Source organism: Agrobacterium sp. LMR679, assembly GCF_027157905.1.
GTDB classification, from domain to species: domain Bacteria; phylum Pseudomonadota; class Alphaproteobacteria; order Rhizobiales; family Rhizobiaceae; genus Agrobacterium; species Agrobacterium leguminum.
Genome location: NZ_JAPVOJ010000002.1, coordinates 1,579,012 through 1,597,033, shown reverse-complemented (window position 1 = coordinate 1,597,033; position 18,022 = coordinate 1,579,012). Strand labels below are relative to the sequence as shown.

The window sequence follows — 18,022 nt, the reverse complement described above, 5'->3', positions numbered from 1 at the left end:
GCTAAGGCTCTTTACGGCGGCGAAGCTCCGCGCGCACCCGCCGCCATTTGCCCTGTTCGAAATTCCGGGAATATCGCCAGGCGCGATCTTCCTCGATGACCGCGAGTTCCTCGGCAGCATTCCCGTATGCCTTCATTAAGATATCGGCGATGCGCTTTATCTCGGCACGCGGGACAAGCATGGGTCGCACAGCTTGCTGCCAAATGACATACATAAAAGCGGATAGTCCACACGCCCCAATCACCACGATTGAAGACCAGCTCGATACGGATAGTTCCATGACTGCACTCCATGGCTATTCCGCAAGACATTATCCCATAATGGGATAATTCCAAATCAGGATTAATCCGTGAGCTCCTAAAATTTCGGGGTTCTGGAGCTCGTGACTAAGTCTACACATACACCCGAGTACCAGCTTCTTGTTGAGATACTGACCGACACGCGACGAAAAGCGGGCCTCACCCAGCAACAGGTCGCAGATAGGCTTGGGAAGCCGCAATCGTATGTCGCAAAGGCCGAGGGCTCTGAACGACGACTAGACGTCGTTGAATTTGCAAAATTGTCGGCCGCAATGGATCAAGACCCAACCGTGCTTCTTCAGCTATTGCTCGCAAGAATGGAGGAACAGGGCGTTTTTCTCTGATCAAGACTGTTTCGAAGCAATGACCTTGCGAAAAGTGAGGGAAATTCGTCTGCTTCGGGCTGTCTTAACTCCATTCACGATATCCGATTTGCGAGCCGGAATTTCATGGGTCCAGCCGTAGCGGCCAGCGTCTTTCAGCAAGACGCCGGAGCCAGGTTGAAGCAAGACGCCGCATATGGCCGGTCCACGCAATTCGCGGAAAACCATCTCGCATGTGGATAAAAGGCTTATCGACACGATCGTATCGTCAAAGCAGGGCACACAATCGATGTGCGCACTGATGCCCTGCCCCGGAAGATATTCGTTAGCGATAACCTGATCGGGCAAATCCCGACAATAACCTGTGGTAACCAACCGCTCCGCGAACACGCCAAGCCATGGCGGCAACGGCCCGATATACGCATCCGCGGTAACAGCGCGCGCTTTATAGTCGTAGCGATAACCGAAATGCTGCACGCGGCGTTTCAACTCCGTGCTCCACACACCCGCATCCAGCCTGTGGGCGACGGCGGCCTCCTCTTCTGGAGAGAGAAAACCGTCAAAATAGACAATGCCGGGCGGTAAAAGAGGTGGGCTTGTGACACGATCCATTTGCGGGCTGCTCTCCAACTGCCTGCAACAAACAGGGTTGGGCCATGGCTACACCGGGCCTGTCAAAAGCATATGATGGCGGTAGCTACTCATCGAAATTTGCCTGCAAATGGGCAAGTCGTCCATGCACGCAATTCATCAAAAATGCAATTGAGATAAATGGTGCCCGGAGGCGGATTTGAACCACCGACACGCGGATTTTCAATCCGCTGCTCTACCAACTGAGCTATCCGGGCACTTCAGGTCCTTGAAGAACCTCCGCTTTTGGCGGGCGGGGCTGTTTGGTGCCCCGAAAGTGAGCGGGGTTATAACATCTTGTTCGGACATGGCAAGCGCCATCGCGAAGTTTTTTGACAGTTTTTTCACGGCGCCTGTGGATGGCTGGAATGAGCGCCCGGCGGAGGCCGGATTGCGGCTGGGAGAACCGCTCTCCGCCATCCGCCGGGCCTGATCGGCATCCGGCAGGCGGCGGGTTCGGAAAGGGCCGTAGCCACACACACGGGGTGCAGTGCAGAGCGGCTATGCCCCTTCGCTGCGCCGTACGGCAAGGCCAAGCACGAAAGGCACCACGGCCACCAGCGCCGCCATGACGGGCGAGGAAGCGAAGATACGGCTGGCGAGTGTGGTGACGGCGACGGAGCGCACCACCGTCATCAGGCGGGAATTCTCGCGGTCGCGCACATGGTGGGGCGGTGCGAGCCTGTGGCGGGAATGCTGGGCCGCCTCCAGCCGTTTGACATCGCGGCGGATCTTGTCGACCTGTCTGCGAAGCTCGTCCAATTCGGCTCGCAGCGACGGATCGATGGCTTTGGCGGCACGCATTCTCTTGGCCGCGGGTTTTTCCGCTCTTGCCTCGGCAGCCACAGCCTCGGCCTCTTCGTCCAGTTCAGCCAGATGGTCGTCAAGGTCCGAGGGCTTGTCGAAACCATGGGATCGCAGTGGGGCTTTCATCGCTGTCTCCTGAGGCGTGCTGAATTGCGGCGGCGGGCGCTTTTGCCCGGTCAGCCTTTTCAACGCCTCAGCCGGGCAAAGGATGCACGGAAAGCGGGGAGACAGGCATAATAAAACAGGCCCCGGAGGGCCTGTTCAATGTCTTACTTAAAGCCTCAGGCCGCCTTGGCGGCGCTGGCATAAGGATCGAAGCGACCGTAGAAGGTCTCGCCCTTGGCGGCCATGTCTTTCAGCAGCGGCGTCGGCTTGAAGCGTGGGCCGTAGGTCTCGCTGAGCTTCTCGGCGAGCGCCACGAAGTTCTTCACGCCCATGCCGTCGATATAGGACAGCGCACCGCCGGTATAGGGCGCGAAACCGAAACCGAGGATGGAGCCGACATCCGCCTCACGCGGATCGGTGACGATGCCTTCTTCCACCGTGCGGGCGGCTTCCAGTGCCACGGTGACGAGGAAGCGCTGCTTCAGCACCTCCATATCCACCGCTTCAGGCTTCTGCTGCGGATAAAGGTCCTTCAGGCCGGGCCAGAGGGACTTCTTGGCGGGCTTTTCCGGATAGTCGTAAAAGCCCTTGGCGTTCTTGCGGCCAAAACGGCCCTCGCCTTCCACCAGCTTTTTCACCAGCTCCATATGGCGCGGATCGACGGCCTTTTCGCCGAGATCGGCGACGGTGGCTTTCAGGATCTTGTAGGAAAGATCGATCGCCACCTCATCGTTCAGCGCCAGCGGGCCGACAGGCATGCCGGCGAATTTCGCGGCATTTTCGATCATGGCGGCGGGTACGCCTTCGATCAGCATGTCGTAGCTTTCCGCCATGTAACGCAGCACGCACCGATTGACGAAGAAGCCGCGCGTATCGTTGACGACGATCGGCGTCTTCTTGATCTTCGCCACGTAGTCCAGCGCGACGGCGAGCGCCTTGTCGCCGGTTTCCTTGCCGAGGATGACTTCCGTCAGCATCATCTTCTCGACCGGCGAGAAGAAATGGATGCCGATGAAATCGGTCGGGCGCTTCGAGTTCTTCGCAAGTCCGGTGATCGGCAGGGTGGAGGTGTTGGAGGCGAAGATTGCACCTTCGGGAAGCACCGCTTCCACGGCCTCGATGACGGCCTTCTTGACATCGCGGTCTTCGAAGACGGCCTCGATGACGAGATTGGCATCCGCGAGTGCGGCGTAATCGGATGTCGGGGTGACGAGGTCGAGCAGGGCCTTGCCCTCCTCCTGCGTCAGCCTGCCCTTGCCGATGGCGGTCTTGACGCTTTCCTCGCAATGGCCCTTGCCCTTGTCGGCGGCTTCCTGATCGCGGTCCACCAGCGCAACGGGGATGCCGGCGGCAGCGGTGACGTAAGCGACGGCAGCTCCCATGAAGCCTGCGCCGACGACGCCAACCTTCTTGAACTCGGTCTTCGGCTGGCCGGCGGGGCGGCGTGCGCCCTTGCCCAGTTCCTGCATGGAAATGAACAGCGAGCGGATCATGCCGAAGGCTTCCTTCGAACGAAGGATTTCGGTGAAATAACGCTGCTCCACCTTCAACGCGGTATCGAAGGGCAATTGCAGGCCCTCATAAACGCATTTGAGGATGGCGAGGGCGGCCGGATAATTGCCCGCGCTTTCGCGGCGCAGGATGGCCGGTGCGGCGGGCCAGAGCTGGGCAGCGGCCGGCGTCCAGATGCCGCCGCCGGGGGCCTTGAAGCCCTTCTCATCCCAGGGCGCGACCGGTTTCAGGCCGTCCTTGATCATCTGCTTTGCGGTTGCGACCAGCTGATCCGGCTCCACCACCTGATGCACCAGACCCATGGCCTTGGCGCGCGCGCCGGTCAGCGACTGGCCGGTCGTCATCATCTGCAGTGCCGATTGCGCATCCGTCAGGCGCGGCACACGCTGGGTGCCGCCGGCGCCGGGGAAGATGCCGACCTTGACTTCCGGCAGGGCGATCTTGAGGTTCTTGGCGCTGGAGGCGACCCGACCGTGGCAGGCAAGCGACAGCTCAAACGCGCCGCCCATGCAGGTGCCGTTGATGGCGGAAACCCAGGGCTTGCCATTGGTCTCGATCTTGCGGAACAGGCCAGTCATGCGGCCGACCAGTTCGAACAGCCTTGCCGCCGCCTGATCCGGGTTCTTCGTCTTCTCATCATTGTAGAAGGAGAACATCGACTTGATCATGGAAAGATCGGCGCCGCCGGAAAAGGTGCTTTTGCCAGACGTGAAGACGACGCCCTTGACGGCGCCGTCGGCGACGGTGGCGTCAACAATCGCGTTCAGCTCGTCCATCACCTCTGACGTGAAGACGTTCATGGATTTTTCCGGCATGTCCCAGGTGACGAGGGCAATGCCGTCTGCGTCCGTCTCGATGGTGAAATTGGTGTAAGTGCTCATTTGGGATTCCTCTTCCCTCAAATTTCCCTGCGGTTACGACAGTCCGATTGCGAGGCCGACGCAACCGACCACAAGAACGAGAAACACAATCAAACCCCAACGCTCTGCCCGGAGCCGCCGGACGTGACCGGGAGAAACAGGGCGGATGGACGCCCTGTGATCCTGTGCCATATCCTTTTCCAGATTGTGCCGAGCCAGCTGCTGTTCGATCTCGTTCTTGGGCCGCTCGTAAACCTCGCGCCTCATGACCAGTCTCAAACCCGCTCGATAACCGTCGCCGTGCCCATGCCTGCGCCGATGCAGAGCGTGACGAGCGCGGTGTTCAGATCGCGCCGCTCCAGCTCATCCAGCACCGTGCCGAGGATCATCGCGCCGGTTGCCCCGAGTGGATGGCCCATGGCGATGGCGCCGCCATTGACGTTCATCCGGTCGTGGTCGATGTCGAAAGCCTGCATGTAACGCAGGACCACGGCGGCAAAGGCTTCGTTGAGTTCGAAAAGGTCGATATCGGCAAGCGACATGCCGGTCTTTTTCAGGAGCTTTTCGGTCACATCCACCGGGCCGGTCAGCATCAGCGCCGGATCGGAACCGATATTGGCGAAAGCCTTGATGCGGGCGCGCGGTTTCACGCCCAACGCCTCGCCGCCCGCCTTGGAACCAACCAGAACGGCGGCCGCGCCATCGACGATGCCGGACGAATTGCCCGCATGGTGCACGTAATTGATCCGCTCCACTTCCGGATGCGCCATGATGCCGACGGCTTCGAAACCACCCATTTCACCCGGCATCTGGAAGGACGGATTGAGCGAGGCAAGCGCCTGCATGTCCGTGCCGGGGCGCATATGCTCGTCCCGGTCGAGGATCGTCAGGCCGTTTGAGTCCTTCACCGGAATGACCGACTTGTTGAAATAGCCCTTTTCCCAGGCATGCGCCGCACGCTTCTGGCTCTCGACGGCATAGGCGTCGACATCGTCACGGGAGAAGCCGTATTTGGTGGCGATAAGATCGGCCGACACGCCCTGCGGCATGAAGAAGGCCGGGAAGTTGACCGACGGGTCCATGTACCAGGCGCCGCCAGACATGCCCATGCCGACGCGCGACATGCTTTCGACGCCGCCGGCGATGACGATGTCGTCAGACCCCGCCTTGACCTTGCCGGCCGCGAAATTGATGGCATCGAGACCCGAGGCGCAGAAGCGCGAGATCTGCATACCCGGCGCTTTGTTGGAATAACCGGCCTCGAAGGCCGCGGCCTTGGGGATCACCGCACCGGCATCCATGACAGGATCGACGCAGCCCATGATGATGTCGTCGACAGCGGAGGTGTCGAGCCCATTGCGGTCGCGGATGGCTTCCAGTGTCTTGGCGGCAAGCCGAACGGAGGGCACCTCATGCAAGCTGCCATCCTTCTTGCCGCGTCCGCGCGGGGTGCGGACATGGTCGTAGATAAAAACGTCGGTCATTGTTTCTCTCCCTGCGGCGTTAAAAACGCCAGCCTCATCAGAATGCTTCCGCAGCCAGTTCCATCATGGTGTCCGCGCCGGTTTCGATGCGGGCCTTGCGCAGCGCCGTTTCCGGAATGATGCGCTCCATATAAAACTTCGCCGTGACAAGCTTGGTCTTGAGGTAATCCTCGTCCGAAGCGCTGCCTGCCGCAAGCGCTTCGCTGGCGGCTTTCGCCATACGCGCCTGCATGTAGCCCAGCACCACGATGCCGAAGAGATGCATATAGTCGGTCGAGCCGGCACCGGCATTGTCGGGCTTGGCCATGGCGTTCTGCATGAACCACATGGTTGCGGCCTGCAGGTCGTTCAAGCCCTTCTTCAGGCCCTTGGTGTAAAGGGCGAGCTTTTCATCGGTGCGGTTTTCCTCGCAGAAATCGCCGATTTCCTTGAACAGCGCCATGACGGCGCGGCCGCCATTCATGCCGAGCTTGCGGCCGACCAGATCGAGCGCCTGAATGCCGTTCGCGCCCTCGTAGATCATGGTGATGCGCGCATCGCGGACATATTGGCTCATGCCATGTTCCTCGATGTAGCCATGGCCGCCGAAGACTTGCTGCGCCATAACGGCGTGGTCGAAGCCCTTGTCGGTCAAGACACCTTTCAGGATTGGCGTGACGAGACCGAGCAGATCGTCCGCCGCCTGCCGCTCTTTCTCATCGGTCGAACGGTGGGCGATATCGGATTGCAGCGCGGTCCAGAGCAGGAAGGCGCGGCCGGCCTCGTTATAGGCCTTGATGGTCATCAGCGTGCGGCGGATATCGGGATGCACGATGATCGGATCGGCCTTCCTGTCGGGGAATTTCGCACCGGAAAGCGAGCGGCCCTGAATGCGCTCACGGGCATATTCGACTGCGTTCTGATAGGCGATCTCGCCGACGGAAAGACCCTGCAGGCCGACGCCGAGGCGGGCTTCGTTCATCATCACGAACATGGCCGAAAGGCCCTTGTTCTCAGCGCCCAGCAGATAACCCGTCGCATCATCGTAGTTCATGACGCAGGTGGCGTTGCCGTGAATGCCCATCTTGTGCTCGATGGCACCGCAGGTAACGCCGTTGCGCTCGCCAAGCGTGCCGTCTTCCTTGACGAGGAATTTCGGCACGATGAAGAGCGAAATGCCCTTCGTGCCTTCAGGCGCACCTTCGATGCGGGCGATCACCAGATGGACGATATTGCCCGTCATGGAATGTTCGCCGGCGGAGATGAAGATCTTCTGGCCGGAAATCTTATAGCTGCCGTCGCCCTGCGGAACCGCCTTGGTGCGCAGCAGGCCGAGATCGGTGCCGCAATGGGGTTCGGTGAGGTTCATGGTGCCGGACCATGTGCCTTCCACCATCTTCGGCAGGTAGGTGTCCTTCTGCTGCTGCGTGCCATGCACCAGAATGGCGGCAATCGCACCCTGCGTCAGGCCGGGATACATCATCAGCGACAGGTTGGCCGACGACATATATTCGCCGATGGCGGCATGAAGCGTATAGGGCAGCCCCTGCCCGCCGAATTCCGGCGGAACGGCAAGACCGATCCAGCCGCCTTCGCAATAGGCGTCATAAGCATCCTTGAAACCATCCGGCACGGAGACCGAACCGTCATCAGCGCGCTTGCAGCCCTGTTGATCGCCGGAAAGGTTGAGCGGGAAAAGCCGTTCTTCGGCAAGCTTTGCGGCTTCGCCGGTAATGGCCTCGATCATGTCGGGGGTTGCATCCTCGAAGCCGGGCAGGTTGTTATACCGCTCCAGGCCGAGAACGTCGTTCAGGATAAAAAGCGTGTCTTTAACTGGGGCCTTATAAACAGGCATTACCGATGTTCCTCCGCATCGTGGGCGCCGGCGATAATCCGGCCGATATGGCATGACAATATTTGACGTGCGCGTAAACGTCAAATAAATTTCAGCGGATTATCCCTTCTCCTTTTTCGCGGAATGGACGTCCTGCCCGGCGCAGCGCTGCCGCGTGCCGCAAAAGTTAAAAAATTCCGACCATAGTTAACCACTTCTTTACCACGTTTCGTGAATTCTCCCGACAGAGGTAACTGCTTCGTACTCCGGCGCATTTTCCTCAACGGGGGCGAATACCGGCTCTAGGATTGCTGCATGTTGCGGCGACGGCGTGTCCAGGCAGGCAACGTCGCGACAGATAACCGGGCACGGCGGGCGGAAGCGAAGCGAGCGAAAAGATGAACGGACTGCGATCGAAAACCCAACAGCCAAGCGACAGATCGTCTCTTGATGCGCTCAATCGCACCATTGAAGGCCTTGAAGCCCGTATCGAGGGGCTGATGAGCCAGAAGTTCCCGCGCGACCCCCGGGCCGCGAGCGCTCAGCCCGAAGCGAAAAGCGAGGCTTATGCCGCGCGCGCCGCCGTCACGCCGCCGCAGCTCGATCCCGTCAACGAAATCCGCCAGCGCCAGCGCCTCCTAGAGGCGAGCTTCCAGCGCCCGCAGGAACCCACCGCCCGCCCGGAACGGACGATTACCAGACCGCTTGCACCGGAATACCGGCCGAGGGATGCGCAGCAGGCCGCCGCCGCTCCCGCACCGCGCGCGCGTTCCATCCCGCCCTATCAGGAACCGCAGCGCAATGACGCGGCGCTGCAGGAGATTGCCCAGGCGCTCGTCAATCTGCGGCATGAGCTGAAGCACGACATTGCCGAGGGCGTCGCCCGCGAAGCGCAGGGACTGCGCGCCGAGATCCGCAATATTCGCGCGGTGGCGGAAGACCAGCAGTTCATCGGCGATCTGCGCGACGATATCGCACGTCTGGCCGGCAGCATCGACCAGCTCGGCAATCTGGCATCTCCCGATGCCTACGGGCTGCGCAACGAATTCGAGGACCTGCGCCTGACGATCGATCAGCTTGCGCGCGAAGACAGCGTGCACCGGATCGAAAGCCGCTGGAACAATGTGGAAGACACGCTGCGCGGTTTCGACGCCGGCGCGTTGCAGGATGAGATCGTTTCGCTCGCCTATCGTCTCGATGACATCAAGACGCAGCTTGGCGGCATGAGCAACAATCCGGCCGTGCGCGTGCTCGAAGACAAGCTGATCGCCATTGCCAGCGCCGTGGAGCAGCTCGGCAAGCACATGCAGCCGAACGAAGCGGCCTTTACCGAACAGTTTTCCGGTCTCGACCAGCGGCTGGACGAAATAAGCCGCGCCATTGCCGCAACCGGCACGCGCGCCAATGCGCAGGCAACGGACAATGCGCTGGCGCAGCGTCTGGAAAACCGGCTGAACGGCCTTGCCGAACAGCTCGGCGACATCAACCGCCTTGCCGCCGCAAAACCTGAACCGGCGCTGGACCTGACCACCCGCCTTGAAGCGCTGGCCGGCAAGATCGACGAACTCAGCACCGCCCGCGACGCCGCGCAGTTGCATGAGCGGCTGGACCAGCTTTCCCTGCTTCTGGAGCGTTCGCAGCGCCCCTCGCAACAGGCGGAACTGACGTCTTTCCTCAGCGACATTTCCCGCAAGATCGACGCGCTGGATCACGGCGCCGTCAATGACGGTCTGGCCGAACGGCTCGACCTGCTCTCGCGCCGGATCGAGGACCTCGATTATCGTTACAGCCAGCCGCAGCCGGCATCGGGCCTCAGCGAAAGCGCCTTCTCGCGTCTGGAAGAGCGGCTCGGCAATATTGCCGCCCGTCTCGACGAGACCGCCCATGCCGCGCCCGCCGACAGCCACGCACTGGCAAGCCTCGAAAACCAGATCGCCCATCTCTCGACGCTGATCAGCCAGCCGGTGCAGATGCAGGCCGCAGGCATGCCGCCTGAACTCGATGCCCGCATGGCGGCCATCGAAGACTACATGGCGTCCAACGACGAATATATCATCGAGGCAGCCCGGCAGGCGGCCGAGGCCGTTCTGGACGCCTATACCCGCAACAATCTCTCGGCCGGCGCAAACCTTGCCGACATGACCATGCTGACCGATCTTGCGACCGATCTGCGCAATCTCGAAGCCTTGAGCCGCAACACCGAAGAGCGCACGCACCGCACATTCGAAGCGCTGCATGAGACGTTGGTGCAAATCGCCGGCCGGCTGGATAACCTCGACAATGCTCCCGTCTACCGCGAAGAGGCCGCGCCCCGCAGCGTCGCGAAGCCTGTATTGGCCCCTGCGCACGAAGATATATCCATGCCGGCCGCAATCTTCCCGGAAGAGGGTTATATTGCCGAAGAACAGGCCATTCTCGACGCCGACGGGAAAGATGGAGATGCCATCGTGCCTCCCGCTGCGGCGAAGCCCGCGAAGGCGGAAAAAAAGAGTCTGCTTGCCGGCCTGACGAAGCGTTTCAAGACGGGTACTGCAAAGACCGTCAAAACCGCAGAAGAACCCGTATCGGCCTCCTCCTCCGCCCGCACGCAGGTCGAGCCCGCCCCGTCGCTCGATCCGATCGACGTTCTGCCGGCGGGTCAGGAGAACGAACTTCTGGAGCCGGGTTCGGGTGCGCCCGATATCAAGAAAATCCTCGAGCGCGTGCGCGCCAGCCAGGTGGCCGCCAGCGGCAAGGCTGCAGACGCCGAAGGACGGACGGATTTCATTGCCGCCGCCCGTCGTGCGGCGCAGGCCGCCGCCATGGAAACATCGCCGGAGAAGCTCGATACCGGCAAGAAGGGCCGCAAGGCCGAGGCATCGGGGCTTTCGCGCTATCGCCGCCCGCTGCTGCTCGGCATCGGCGCCATTCTTCTGGCGATGATGGCCATGCCGCTCGTCAAGACGCTGATCGGCGGCGCGGAAGCTCCGGCGCCGGTCATCGAGCAGAAGCAGGACAATGGCCCGGTCTCCGCGCTTCCCGAAGCGGGCGACAAGGCCGTGACCATTCCGTCCGACCTCGCCATCGATCCGGAACAGGCCGCATCCGCAGACAGCATCGAAAACACCGCACCGGCGGAAAACACCATCGATCCCCGCACCGTCGGCGGCGCACCGCTGCCTGACGAGCCGCCGGTTGCCGACGTTCCCGCTGTGGATGCGGCAAATTCCGGCACCGTCGCGCAGAACGAACCTTCGGCTCCGGCACAGGTCGCCGCCACGGCTGCTCCCGCCCAGGACGCCATCACCGTTCCCGCCGGCATCGAGCCGGCATCGCTTGCCGAAGCGGCCGCCAAGGGCGACACGCAGGCGCTGTTCGAGATCGCAGCCCGCTACACCGACGGCCGCGGCGTTGCCGCCGACCGCACCGAGGCGGCAAAGTGGTACAAGCTCGCCGCTGATCGTGGCCTTGCACCCGCGCAATATCGTCTCGCCAATCTCTACGAGAAGGCGAACGGCGTCGAACGCAACCTTCCCGAAGCCAAGCGCTATTACACGCTGGCCGCGGAACAGGGCAATGCGGGCGCCATGCACAATCTGGCCGTCCTGCTCGCTTCCGATGCGGCCGGTCAGCCGGATTTCGCCGCCGCCGCGCAATGGTTCATCAAGGCTTCCGACCTCGGCGTTCGTGACAGCCAGTTCAACCTCGCCATTCTCTATGCGCGCGGCAGCGGCGTGAAGCAGGACATCGAGGAATCCTACAAGTGGTTCGCCATCGCAGCCAGGGATGGTGACGCCGATGCCGCCCAGAAACGCGACGAAGTGGCAGGGGCCTTGAACCCGCAGCAGCTTCAGAGCGCAAAGGCCAAGGTGGACGCCTGGAAGGTCAAGCCGCTTTCGGAAGATGCCAACAGCGTCAACCCGCCCGAAGAATGGGCCGGCAAGGAAGGCGTAAAAACCGCCTCCGTGGACATGGAAAAGGCGATCCGCAACATTCAGGCGATCCTGAACAAGAACGGTTTCGATGCCGGCCAGCCTGACGGCAAGCTCGGCAAGAACACCGTGACGGCCATCAAGGACTTTCAGAAGTCCGTGGGCCAGACGCCGGACGGCCGCATTACCAACGAGCTGGTGACCGCGCTTCTCGCCCGCAACAAATAAACATTCGAGAACCGGCGAAGCGGCCCCTTGGCCGCTTTCGCTCAGCCCGGCGCAGGAATGTGGCCGGCTGCCGACACACGGCCGCTATCTTTCCAAATTATCAACGTATTTACCGTTGAATGTTGACAGGTCAGGCCCTCGCGGGCATGACGGATGAAGGCCGGGCATGCCCGGTCTTTTCAGACAGAAAGTGTAAATCGCGGCGCGGCCCCCTCACCCGGACAAGCCCTGCCGCCCGGAACCATTTGCCCGAGGTCCGAGCCGTGACTGTCTATCTGCCGATCGCAGAACTGTCGGTGAATATTTTCATCATTCTCGGCATGGGCGCGGCCGTCGGTTTTCTTTCCGGCATGTTCGGCGTGGGCGGCGGCTTTCTGATTACCCCACTTCTGATTTTCTACAATATTCCGCCTGTGGTGGCCGTGGCGACGGGTGCAAACCAGGTGGTCGCCTCCTCCGTGTCAGGCTCGATCACGCATTTCCGGCGCGGAACGCTCGACGTCAAGCTCGGCAGCGTGCTGCTTGTGGGCGGTCTGGTGGGGGCGACGGTCGGCGTGTGGATATTCTCCTTCCTGCGCAGCATCGGCCAGCTCGATCTCATCGTCTCGCTGCTCTACGTCATCCTGCTCGGTACCGTCGGCGGGCTGATGCTGAAGGAAAGCATTTCGGCGCTTCGCCGCGCCGCCCGCAACGAAACCGTGACGCTGCGCCGGCCGGGCCATCACAACTGGGTGCACCGCCTGCCGCTGAAAATGCGGTTCAAGAAATCGAAGATCTATCTCAGCATCATTCCCATCGTCACGCTGGGTTTCGGCATCGGCATCCTCACCTCGATCATGGGTGTGGGCGGCGGCTTCATCATGGTGCCGGCGATGATCTATCTCTTACGCATCCCCACCAGCGTGGTTGTCGGCACCTCGCTGTTCCAGATCATTTTCGTAACCGCCTATACGACCGTGGTTCAGGCGGCGACCAACTATTCCGTCGATGTGGTTCTGGCCTTCATCCTGATGGTGGCGGGCGTCATCGGCGCGCAATATGGCGTGCGCGTCGGCCAGAAACTGCGCGGCGAACAGCTGCGCGCCCTGCTTGCGCTTCTCGTTCTCGCCGTCGCGCTTCGCCTTGCCGTATCGCTGGTGGTGCGCCCGGAAGACCTGTTTTCGGTGGCCGTCGGGGGGTTAGGTTATTGACCCGCCATTTGCTGCTTGCCGCCCTTGCGCTGGCCTCATGCCTCACCCTCGGGCAAACCGCTTCGGCCCAGACGCCGCCGCTTGCCCTGCCGCCCGGCCCGCAGCAGCGATCCCTGCTGGAAAATATCGAAATCGGCGCATCGACGACCGAAATCCCAATTGCTTCCGATTTTCGCGGCGCGGATTTCACGCTTTTCGGCGCGCTGAACAATACCGACCAGTTGCTGCTCGCCATCGGGCAATATGACATTGTCGTGACGCTCGAGGGTCCGAGCGATTACATGACAGTGCGCAAAAAGGAACGCGTGGCGGGCATCTGGATCAATACCAGCGCCATCACCTTCACACCGCTGCCGGAATCCTATTCCATGGCCAGCACGCGCAATATCAGCGATGTCGCCTCGCCCGGAACGCTCCGCGCCATGGGGCTTGGCGTCGACCATCTGTCACTGAAAAGCGCGGTCTTTTCCGGCGTGCCCGACAATGTCTTCGATTTTCAGGAAGCCTATCGGCGTCTGAAGCTTTCCAGCGGCATTTATCGCAACGACACGACCGGGGTGCGGCTGGAACGCACCGGCCTGTTCTGGGCGACTTTGCGCCTGCCTGCCAACGTGCCGAACGGTGTGCACACCGCCCGTGCCTATCTCTTCAAGAGCGGCAAATTCATCGCCCAGCGCGAACTGAAACTGCGTGTCGTCAAAACCGGCATGGAGCAGGCGATCACCGACGCCGCGCATCAGACGCCGCTTGCATATGGCGCACTTTGCGTTCTGCTTGCCGTCGTGACCGGCTGGGGCGCCAGCATCATCTTCCGCAAGGACTGATCGGTTTTCATCCCGCAAAAGAGAGCGTCTGCCGCCCCTGTCGGCAAAGATAGCATTCGCTTCCGCCATCGGTTTGCAGTAAAATTCAAGGCGTTACAATCATACATGTAGCTCAAGGCGAGCATGTGCGGTTGTGACCGGGATGAAAAGGAGAAATGTCATGTTCAAGCACATTCTCATTCCCACCGATGGCTCGCCGCTGGCGCAGATCGCAATCGACCAAGGGTTCGCTCTCGCCAGGGAGGCAGGCGCAAAGGTGACCGTCGTGACGGTATCGGAACCCTTTCACGTGATTGCCAGCGATGTCGAAGACATTGCCGCCATTGCCGAAGAAGAATTCCACCGCTGCGAGGAAGCGGAACATCTGCTGAGGGATACGCAGGCGCAGGCCACTTCCATGGGGCTGGATTGCGAAGCGCTGCTGGCGCGGGCTGGAAGGCCCGACGAGGCGATCATCGAAGCCGCCAACAGGAGCGGCTGCGACCTCATCGCCATGGCCTCGCACCGGCGCCGGAGCTTCGTGGAAATGCTGCTCGGCAGCGTCACGGCCAAGGTGCTGAAGAATTCGAAGATACCGGTGCTGGTCTACCGGCAATAGAGCATTTCCAGTAAAGCTGCATAGCGGTTTTACGTCCGGAAAATACGCTCAGCCGAGAAGATTTGAAAACCGCACCGAATAGATGCGGTCCCTCCCCATCAGATGCGCGACGAGAGCGGCATGATCGAACAGGCCGCGCATGGCCTTGTGCCGCAAATCCAGCCCGCCGCTCATGACCCCGAAAGCCGGCATCAACAGACGCGAACCGTCGGTGGCGAAACAGGGCCGCCGCACCGTCTTTTCGCGGCGGCGGACCGTGGCGGAGGGATGCAGGTGCCCGGCGATTTCGCCGGCGGCATCGCCCAACTTTGGCTCGTGGCGGAAGACGAGAGTGCCGTAAAACATTTCATCCACCGAAGAGCCCGGCAGATCGACCGTGCCGTCGGGATCGTGATTGCCGTTGATCCATATCCATTCGCGACCACGGGCCATGTCGCGGATGAGCTCGCGCAACGGCAGCGGCAGATGCTCGGAACCGACGCGATCATGGAAATTATCGCCAAGGCTGACCACGATCTTCGGATCGTAACGGCTGACGAGGGAGGAGAGGATTTTAAGCGTGGCGATGGTGTCGTATGGCGGCAGCATGCGTCCGCGCCTTGCAAAGGCCGCGCCTTTTTCCAGATGCAGATCGGAGACGACGAGCAGCGACAGGTCCGGCAGGTAAAGCCCGCCCAAAGGATCGCACCAGGCGGCGACGCCATTGATGGCGGTTTCGCTGCCGAGGCATTCGAAGCCATTGGAAAACCTGTCGCTCAATGTCAGCCGGCTCAGCACTTTTGCCTTTGTTCCTTCATTCCGCTCAGATGTTTCAGGACATGGCCTCGGCGATCAGCTCGTCTGCGGCCTCGGCCAGCACATCGTCCATCGCTTCACCCGCCACCGTCTCGCGGCCGATTTCCAGCATGACCGGAACGGCAAGCGGCGAGACGTGCTCCAGCGCGCGGTGGGTGGTGTGACCCTTGATTCGCTTCAGCATATCGCCAAGACGGCCAATGTCCAAAAGTCCCGCCGCGGCATCGCGCCGCGTCGCTTCCAGCAGGATATGATCCGGCTCATGGCTGCGAAGAACGTCATAAATAAGATCGGCGGAGACCGTGACCTGACGGCCGGTCTTTTCCTTGCCGGGATGGCGGCGTTCGATCAGCCCGGAAATGACCGCACAATTACGGAAAGTGCGCTTCAGCATGAAGGATTCGTCCAGCCACGCCTCCAGATCGTCGCCCAGCATGTCCTCGTCCAGCAGGTCTGCAAGCGACAGCCGGCGGGATTTCAGCCGCCTGCCGATATCCTCCATGGCCCAGATGGCGAGCGAATAATCGGTGGCGACAAAGCCCATGGGCTTTGCGCCCGCGCGTTCCAGTCTACGCGTCAGCAGCATGCCGAGTGTCTGGTGCGCCAAGCGTCCTTCGAAGGGATACATGACCATGAAGAAGCGCTTGCGGAAGGGGAAGGTCTCGACCAGCAGCTCGTCGCGCTTGGGGATGATCGACTTTTCCTTCTGGATCGCCAGCCAGTCGCGCACCTGATCCGGCAGGGCATGCCAGCGCGTCGGGTCTGCCAGCATGGAGCGCACCTGATCCGCGAGATAGGTGGAGAGCGGGAACTTGCCGCCGGCATAGGAGGGTATCTTCGGGTCCATCGAAAAGGCCTGCGAGACCAGGCATTCGTTCTCCCTGATGCCCTCGAAACGCAGCACCTTGCCGGCGAAGAGGAAGGTATCGCCCTGCACCAGCTGCTCAAGGAAATATTCCTCGACCTTGCCGAGCGACATGCCGCCGCGCCCGACCGTGCCCTTGGCATTGCGCTTGACCATGCGGACATTGAGTTCCGCCGCCTCGACGATGGTGCCGAGGTTGAGGCGATATTGCTGTGCGACCGCCGGATTGGAGACGCGCCAGCGACCGTCCTTCATCTGGCGGATGCGGGCGTAACGCTCATAGGTGCGCAGCGCATAACCGCCGGTGGCGGTGAAATCCACCACCCGGTCGAAGGTGGCCCGCGGCAGATCGGCATAGGGCGAGGCGCTGGTTACTTCGCGATAGAGATCGTCCGCATCGAAAGGCTCGGCGCAGGCCATGCCGAGCACATGCTGGGCGAGAACATCGAGCGCGCCCTCGGCAATCGGCGGCGTATCCTGCGCGCCGATATAATTGGCATCAAGGGCTGCCCGGCACTCCATCACCTCGAAACGGTTGGCGGGAACGAGGATGGCCTTTGACGGCTCATCCATGCGGTGATTGGCGCGGCCGATGCGCTGGGCAAGGCGGCTTGCGCCCTTCGGCGCACCGACATGCACGACGAGGTCGACATCGCCCCAGTCTATGCCGAGATCGAGCGTGGAGGTGGCGACGACGGCACGCAATTTGTTTTCCGCCATGGCCGCTTCCACCCTGCGGCGCTGGCCGGCATCCAGCGAACCGTGATGCAGCGCAATCGGCAGATTGTCGTCATTAATGGTCCAGAGTTCCTGGAAGATCAGCTCCGCCTGCGAGCGGGTGTTGACGAAGATCAGAGTCGTCTGGTGGTCTTTCAGCGCGGCATATAGATCCTTCATGGCGTAACGCGCCGAATGGCCGGACCATGGGATGCGCTCCTCCGTGCTCAGGATGGAGATATTCGGCTTTGCCCCGCCTTCGACGGTGATAAGCCCAGCGGGCGGCTCACCCTCCCCCTGCGGCGCGAGATAACGGCGCAAATCCATCGGTTCCGCCACTGTGGCCGAAAGGCCGATGAACCGCACATCGGGCGCGTGCCGGCGCACCCGGGCGAGCGCCAGCGCCAGCAGATGGCCGCGTTTGGAGGTGACGAGCGAATGCAGCTCGTCCAGCACCACATATTTCAGGTCACGGAAAAAGCGCTCGGCCTCCTTGTTGGCGAGCAGCAGCGAGACCTGCTCCGGCGTCGTCAGCAGAATATCCGGCGGCTTCACCTTCTGGCGCTGGCGTTTGCCCTGCGGCGTATCGCCCGTACGGGTCTCGATGGAAATCGGCAGGCCCATTTCGGAGACGGGTCTGGTGAGGTTGCGTTCGATATCCACCGCCAGCGCTTTCAGTGGCGAGATATAGAGCGTGTGCACGCCGACGAAGCCCGAGCCCGGCGGCACCTTGCCCCGCTCCGCCAGATCGGTGAGCGAGGCCATGAAGCCGCCCAGCGTTTTGCCCGCCCCCGTCGGCGCGATCAGCAGCATGTTCTCGCCGCCGCGCGCCCGTGCCATCAGCTCCAATTGATGGGCGCGCGGAGACCACCCCTTTTCGGCAAACCATTTCTGGAATGGAAGGGGCAAAGCGCCGACATGAGTGCCGGAAATGGGAGACTCGGTGTGTTTCACGTCTTCAAGGTAGTGAAAAACCTGCAAAAAAGAAGGGCGGAACGGGACCGCTTGACAGAAAGCCTAATCGCGGATAAATTTTATCCATGATACTGAAACGAACCGCA

The 18,022-nt window shown here is 61.5% G+C and carries 13 protein-coding genes and 1 tRNA gene; 5 read left to right on the top strand and 9 right to left on the bottom strand.

Features of this window, described 5'->3' with window-relative positions; genetic code table 11:
- Nucleotide 1: 1 nt before the first annotated feature.
- Nucleotides 2-280 carry a hypothetical protein gene (locus O3W47_RS18400; protein ID WP_269314341.1) on the bottom strand — a complete coding sequence of 93 codons (279 nt, stop codon included), beginning with the start codon at nucleotides 278-280 and terminating at the stop codon, nucleotides 2-4.
- Between the two features lie 102 nt (nucleotides 281-382).
- Here O3W47_RS18400 and O3W47_RS18395 point away from each other — a divergent pair, with 102 nt between their 5' ends.
- Nucleotides 383-643, top strand: coding sequence for a helix-turn-helix domain-containing protein (locus O3W47_RS18395; protein WP_269314340.1), 261 nt, complete (start codon nucleotides 383-385; stop codon nucleotides 641-643).
- Here the strand turns inward: O3W47_RS18395 and O3W47_RS18390 are convergent, their stop codons facing one another.
- The 6 genes from O3W47_RS18390 to O3W47_RS18365 all read right to left on the bottom strand — a co-directional run bounded on the left by O3W47_RS18390 (nucleotide 644) and on the right by O3W47_RS18365 (nucleotide 7,854).
- Nucleotides 644-1,234 carry an alpha-ketoglutarate-dependent dioxygenase AlkB gene (locus tag O3W47_RS18390; RefSeq protein ID WP_269314339.1) on the bottom strand — a complete coding sequence of 197 codons (591 nt, stop codon included), beginning with the start codon at nucleotides 1,232-1,234 and terminating at the stop codon, nucleotides 644-646. It lies immediately after the preceding gene.
- Nucleotides 1,235-1,394: 160 nt separating this feature from the next.
- Nucleotides 1,395-1,470, bottom strand: a tRNA-Phe gene (locus O3W47_RS18385).
- 283 nt (nucleotides 1,471-1,753) lie between these two features.
- Nucleotides 1,754-2,185 carry a hypothetical protein gene (locus O3W47_RS18380; protein ID WP_269314338.1) on the bottom strand — a complete coding sequence of 144 codons (432 nt, stop codon included), beginning with the start codon at nucleotides 2,183-2,185 and terminating at the stop codon, nucleotides 1,754-1,756.
- Nucleotides 2,186-2,340: 155 nt separating this feature from the next.
- Nucleotides 2,341-4,557 carry a 3-hydroxyacyl-CoA dehydrogenase NAD-binding domain-containing protein gene (locus O3W47_RS18375; RefSeq protein WP_262534777.1) on the bottom strand — a complete coding sequence of 739 codons (2,217 nt, stop codon included), beginning with the start codon at nucleotides 4,555-4,557 and terminating at the stop codon, nucleotides 2,341-2,343.
- A 254-nt stretch (nucleotides 4,558-4,811) separates the two neighbouring features.
- Nucleotides 4,812-6,020: an acetyl-CoA C-acetyltransferase gene (locus O3W47_RS18370; RefSeq protein WP_269314337.1), complete on the bottom strand. Its 1,209-nt coding sequence runs from the start codon at nucleotides 6,018-6,020 to the stop codon at nucleotides 4,812-4,814.
- 37 nt (nucleotides 6,021-6,057) lie between these two features.
- Entirely contained in the window at nucleotides 6,058-7,854 is a 1,797-nt protein-coding gene (locus O3W47_RS18365; RefSeq protein WP_269314336.1) for an acyl-CoA dehydrogenase C-terminal domain-containing protein, read from the bottom strand.
- 377 nt (nucleotides 7,855-8,231) lie between these two features.
- Here O3W47_RS18365 and podJ point away from each other — a divergent pair, with 377 nt between their 5' ends.
- From podJ to O3W47_RS18345, 4 genes are all read left to right on the top strand, one after another.
- On the top strand, nucleotides 8,232-11,972 hold the full coding sequence (gene podJ, locus O3W47_RS18360; RefSeq protein WP_269314335.1) for a cell division protein PodJ: 3,741 nt from the start codon (nucleotides 8,232-8,234) through the stop codon (nucleotides 11,970-11,972).
- 263 nt (nucleotides 11,973-12,235) lie between these two features.
- Nucleotides 12,236-13,162, top strand: a complete 927-nt coding sequence (locus O3W47_RS18355) for a sulfite exporter TauE/SafE family protein (protein ID WP_003522786.1) — start codon at nucleotides 12,236-12,238, stop codon at nucleotides 13,160-13,162.
- Nucleotides 13,159-13,986: a TIGR02186 family protein gene (locus tag O3W47_RS18350; RefSeq protein ID WP_080817933.1), complete on the top strand. Its 828-nt coding sequence runs from the start codon at nucleotides 13,159-13,161 to the stop codon at nucleotides 13,984-13,986. Before O3W47_RS18355 ends, O3W47_RS18350 begins: the two co-directional genes overlap by 4 nt.
- 160 nt (nucleotides 13,987-14,146) lie before the next feature.
- The gene (locus O3W47_RS18345; RefSeq protein ID WP_080817935.1) at nucleotides 14,147-14,584 is read left to right on the top strand and encodes a universal stress protein; all 438 of its coding nucleotides are present in this window, start codon (nucleotides 14,147-14,149) and stop codon (nucleotides 14,582-14,584) included.
- Between the two features lie 48 nt (nucleotides 14,585-14,632).
- Here O3W47_RS18345 and pdeM read toward each other — a convergent pair whose 3' ends face one another.
- Nucleotides 14,633-15,361, bottom strand: coding sequence for a ligase-associated DNA damage response endonuclease PdeM (pdeM, locus tag O3W47_RS18340; protein ID WP_269314334.1), 729 nt, complete (start codon nucleotides 15,359-15,361; stop codon nucleotides 14,633-14,635).
- Between the two features lie 34 nt (nucleotides 15,362-15,395).
- Nucleotides 15,396-17,915, bottom strand: coding sequence for a ligase-associated DNA damage response DEXH box helicase (locus O3W47_RS18335; RefSeq protein WP_269314333.1), 2,520 nt, complete (start codon nucleotides 17,913-17,915; stop codon nucleotides 15,396-15,398).
- Between the last annotated feature and the right edge of the window lie 107 nt (nucleotides 17,916-18,022).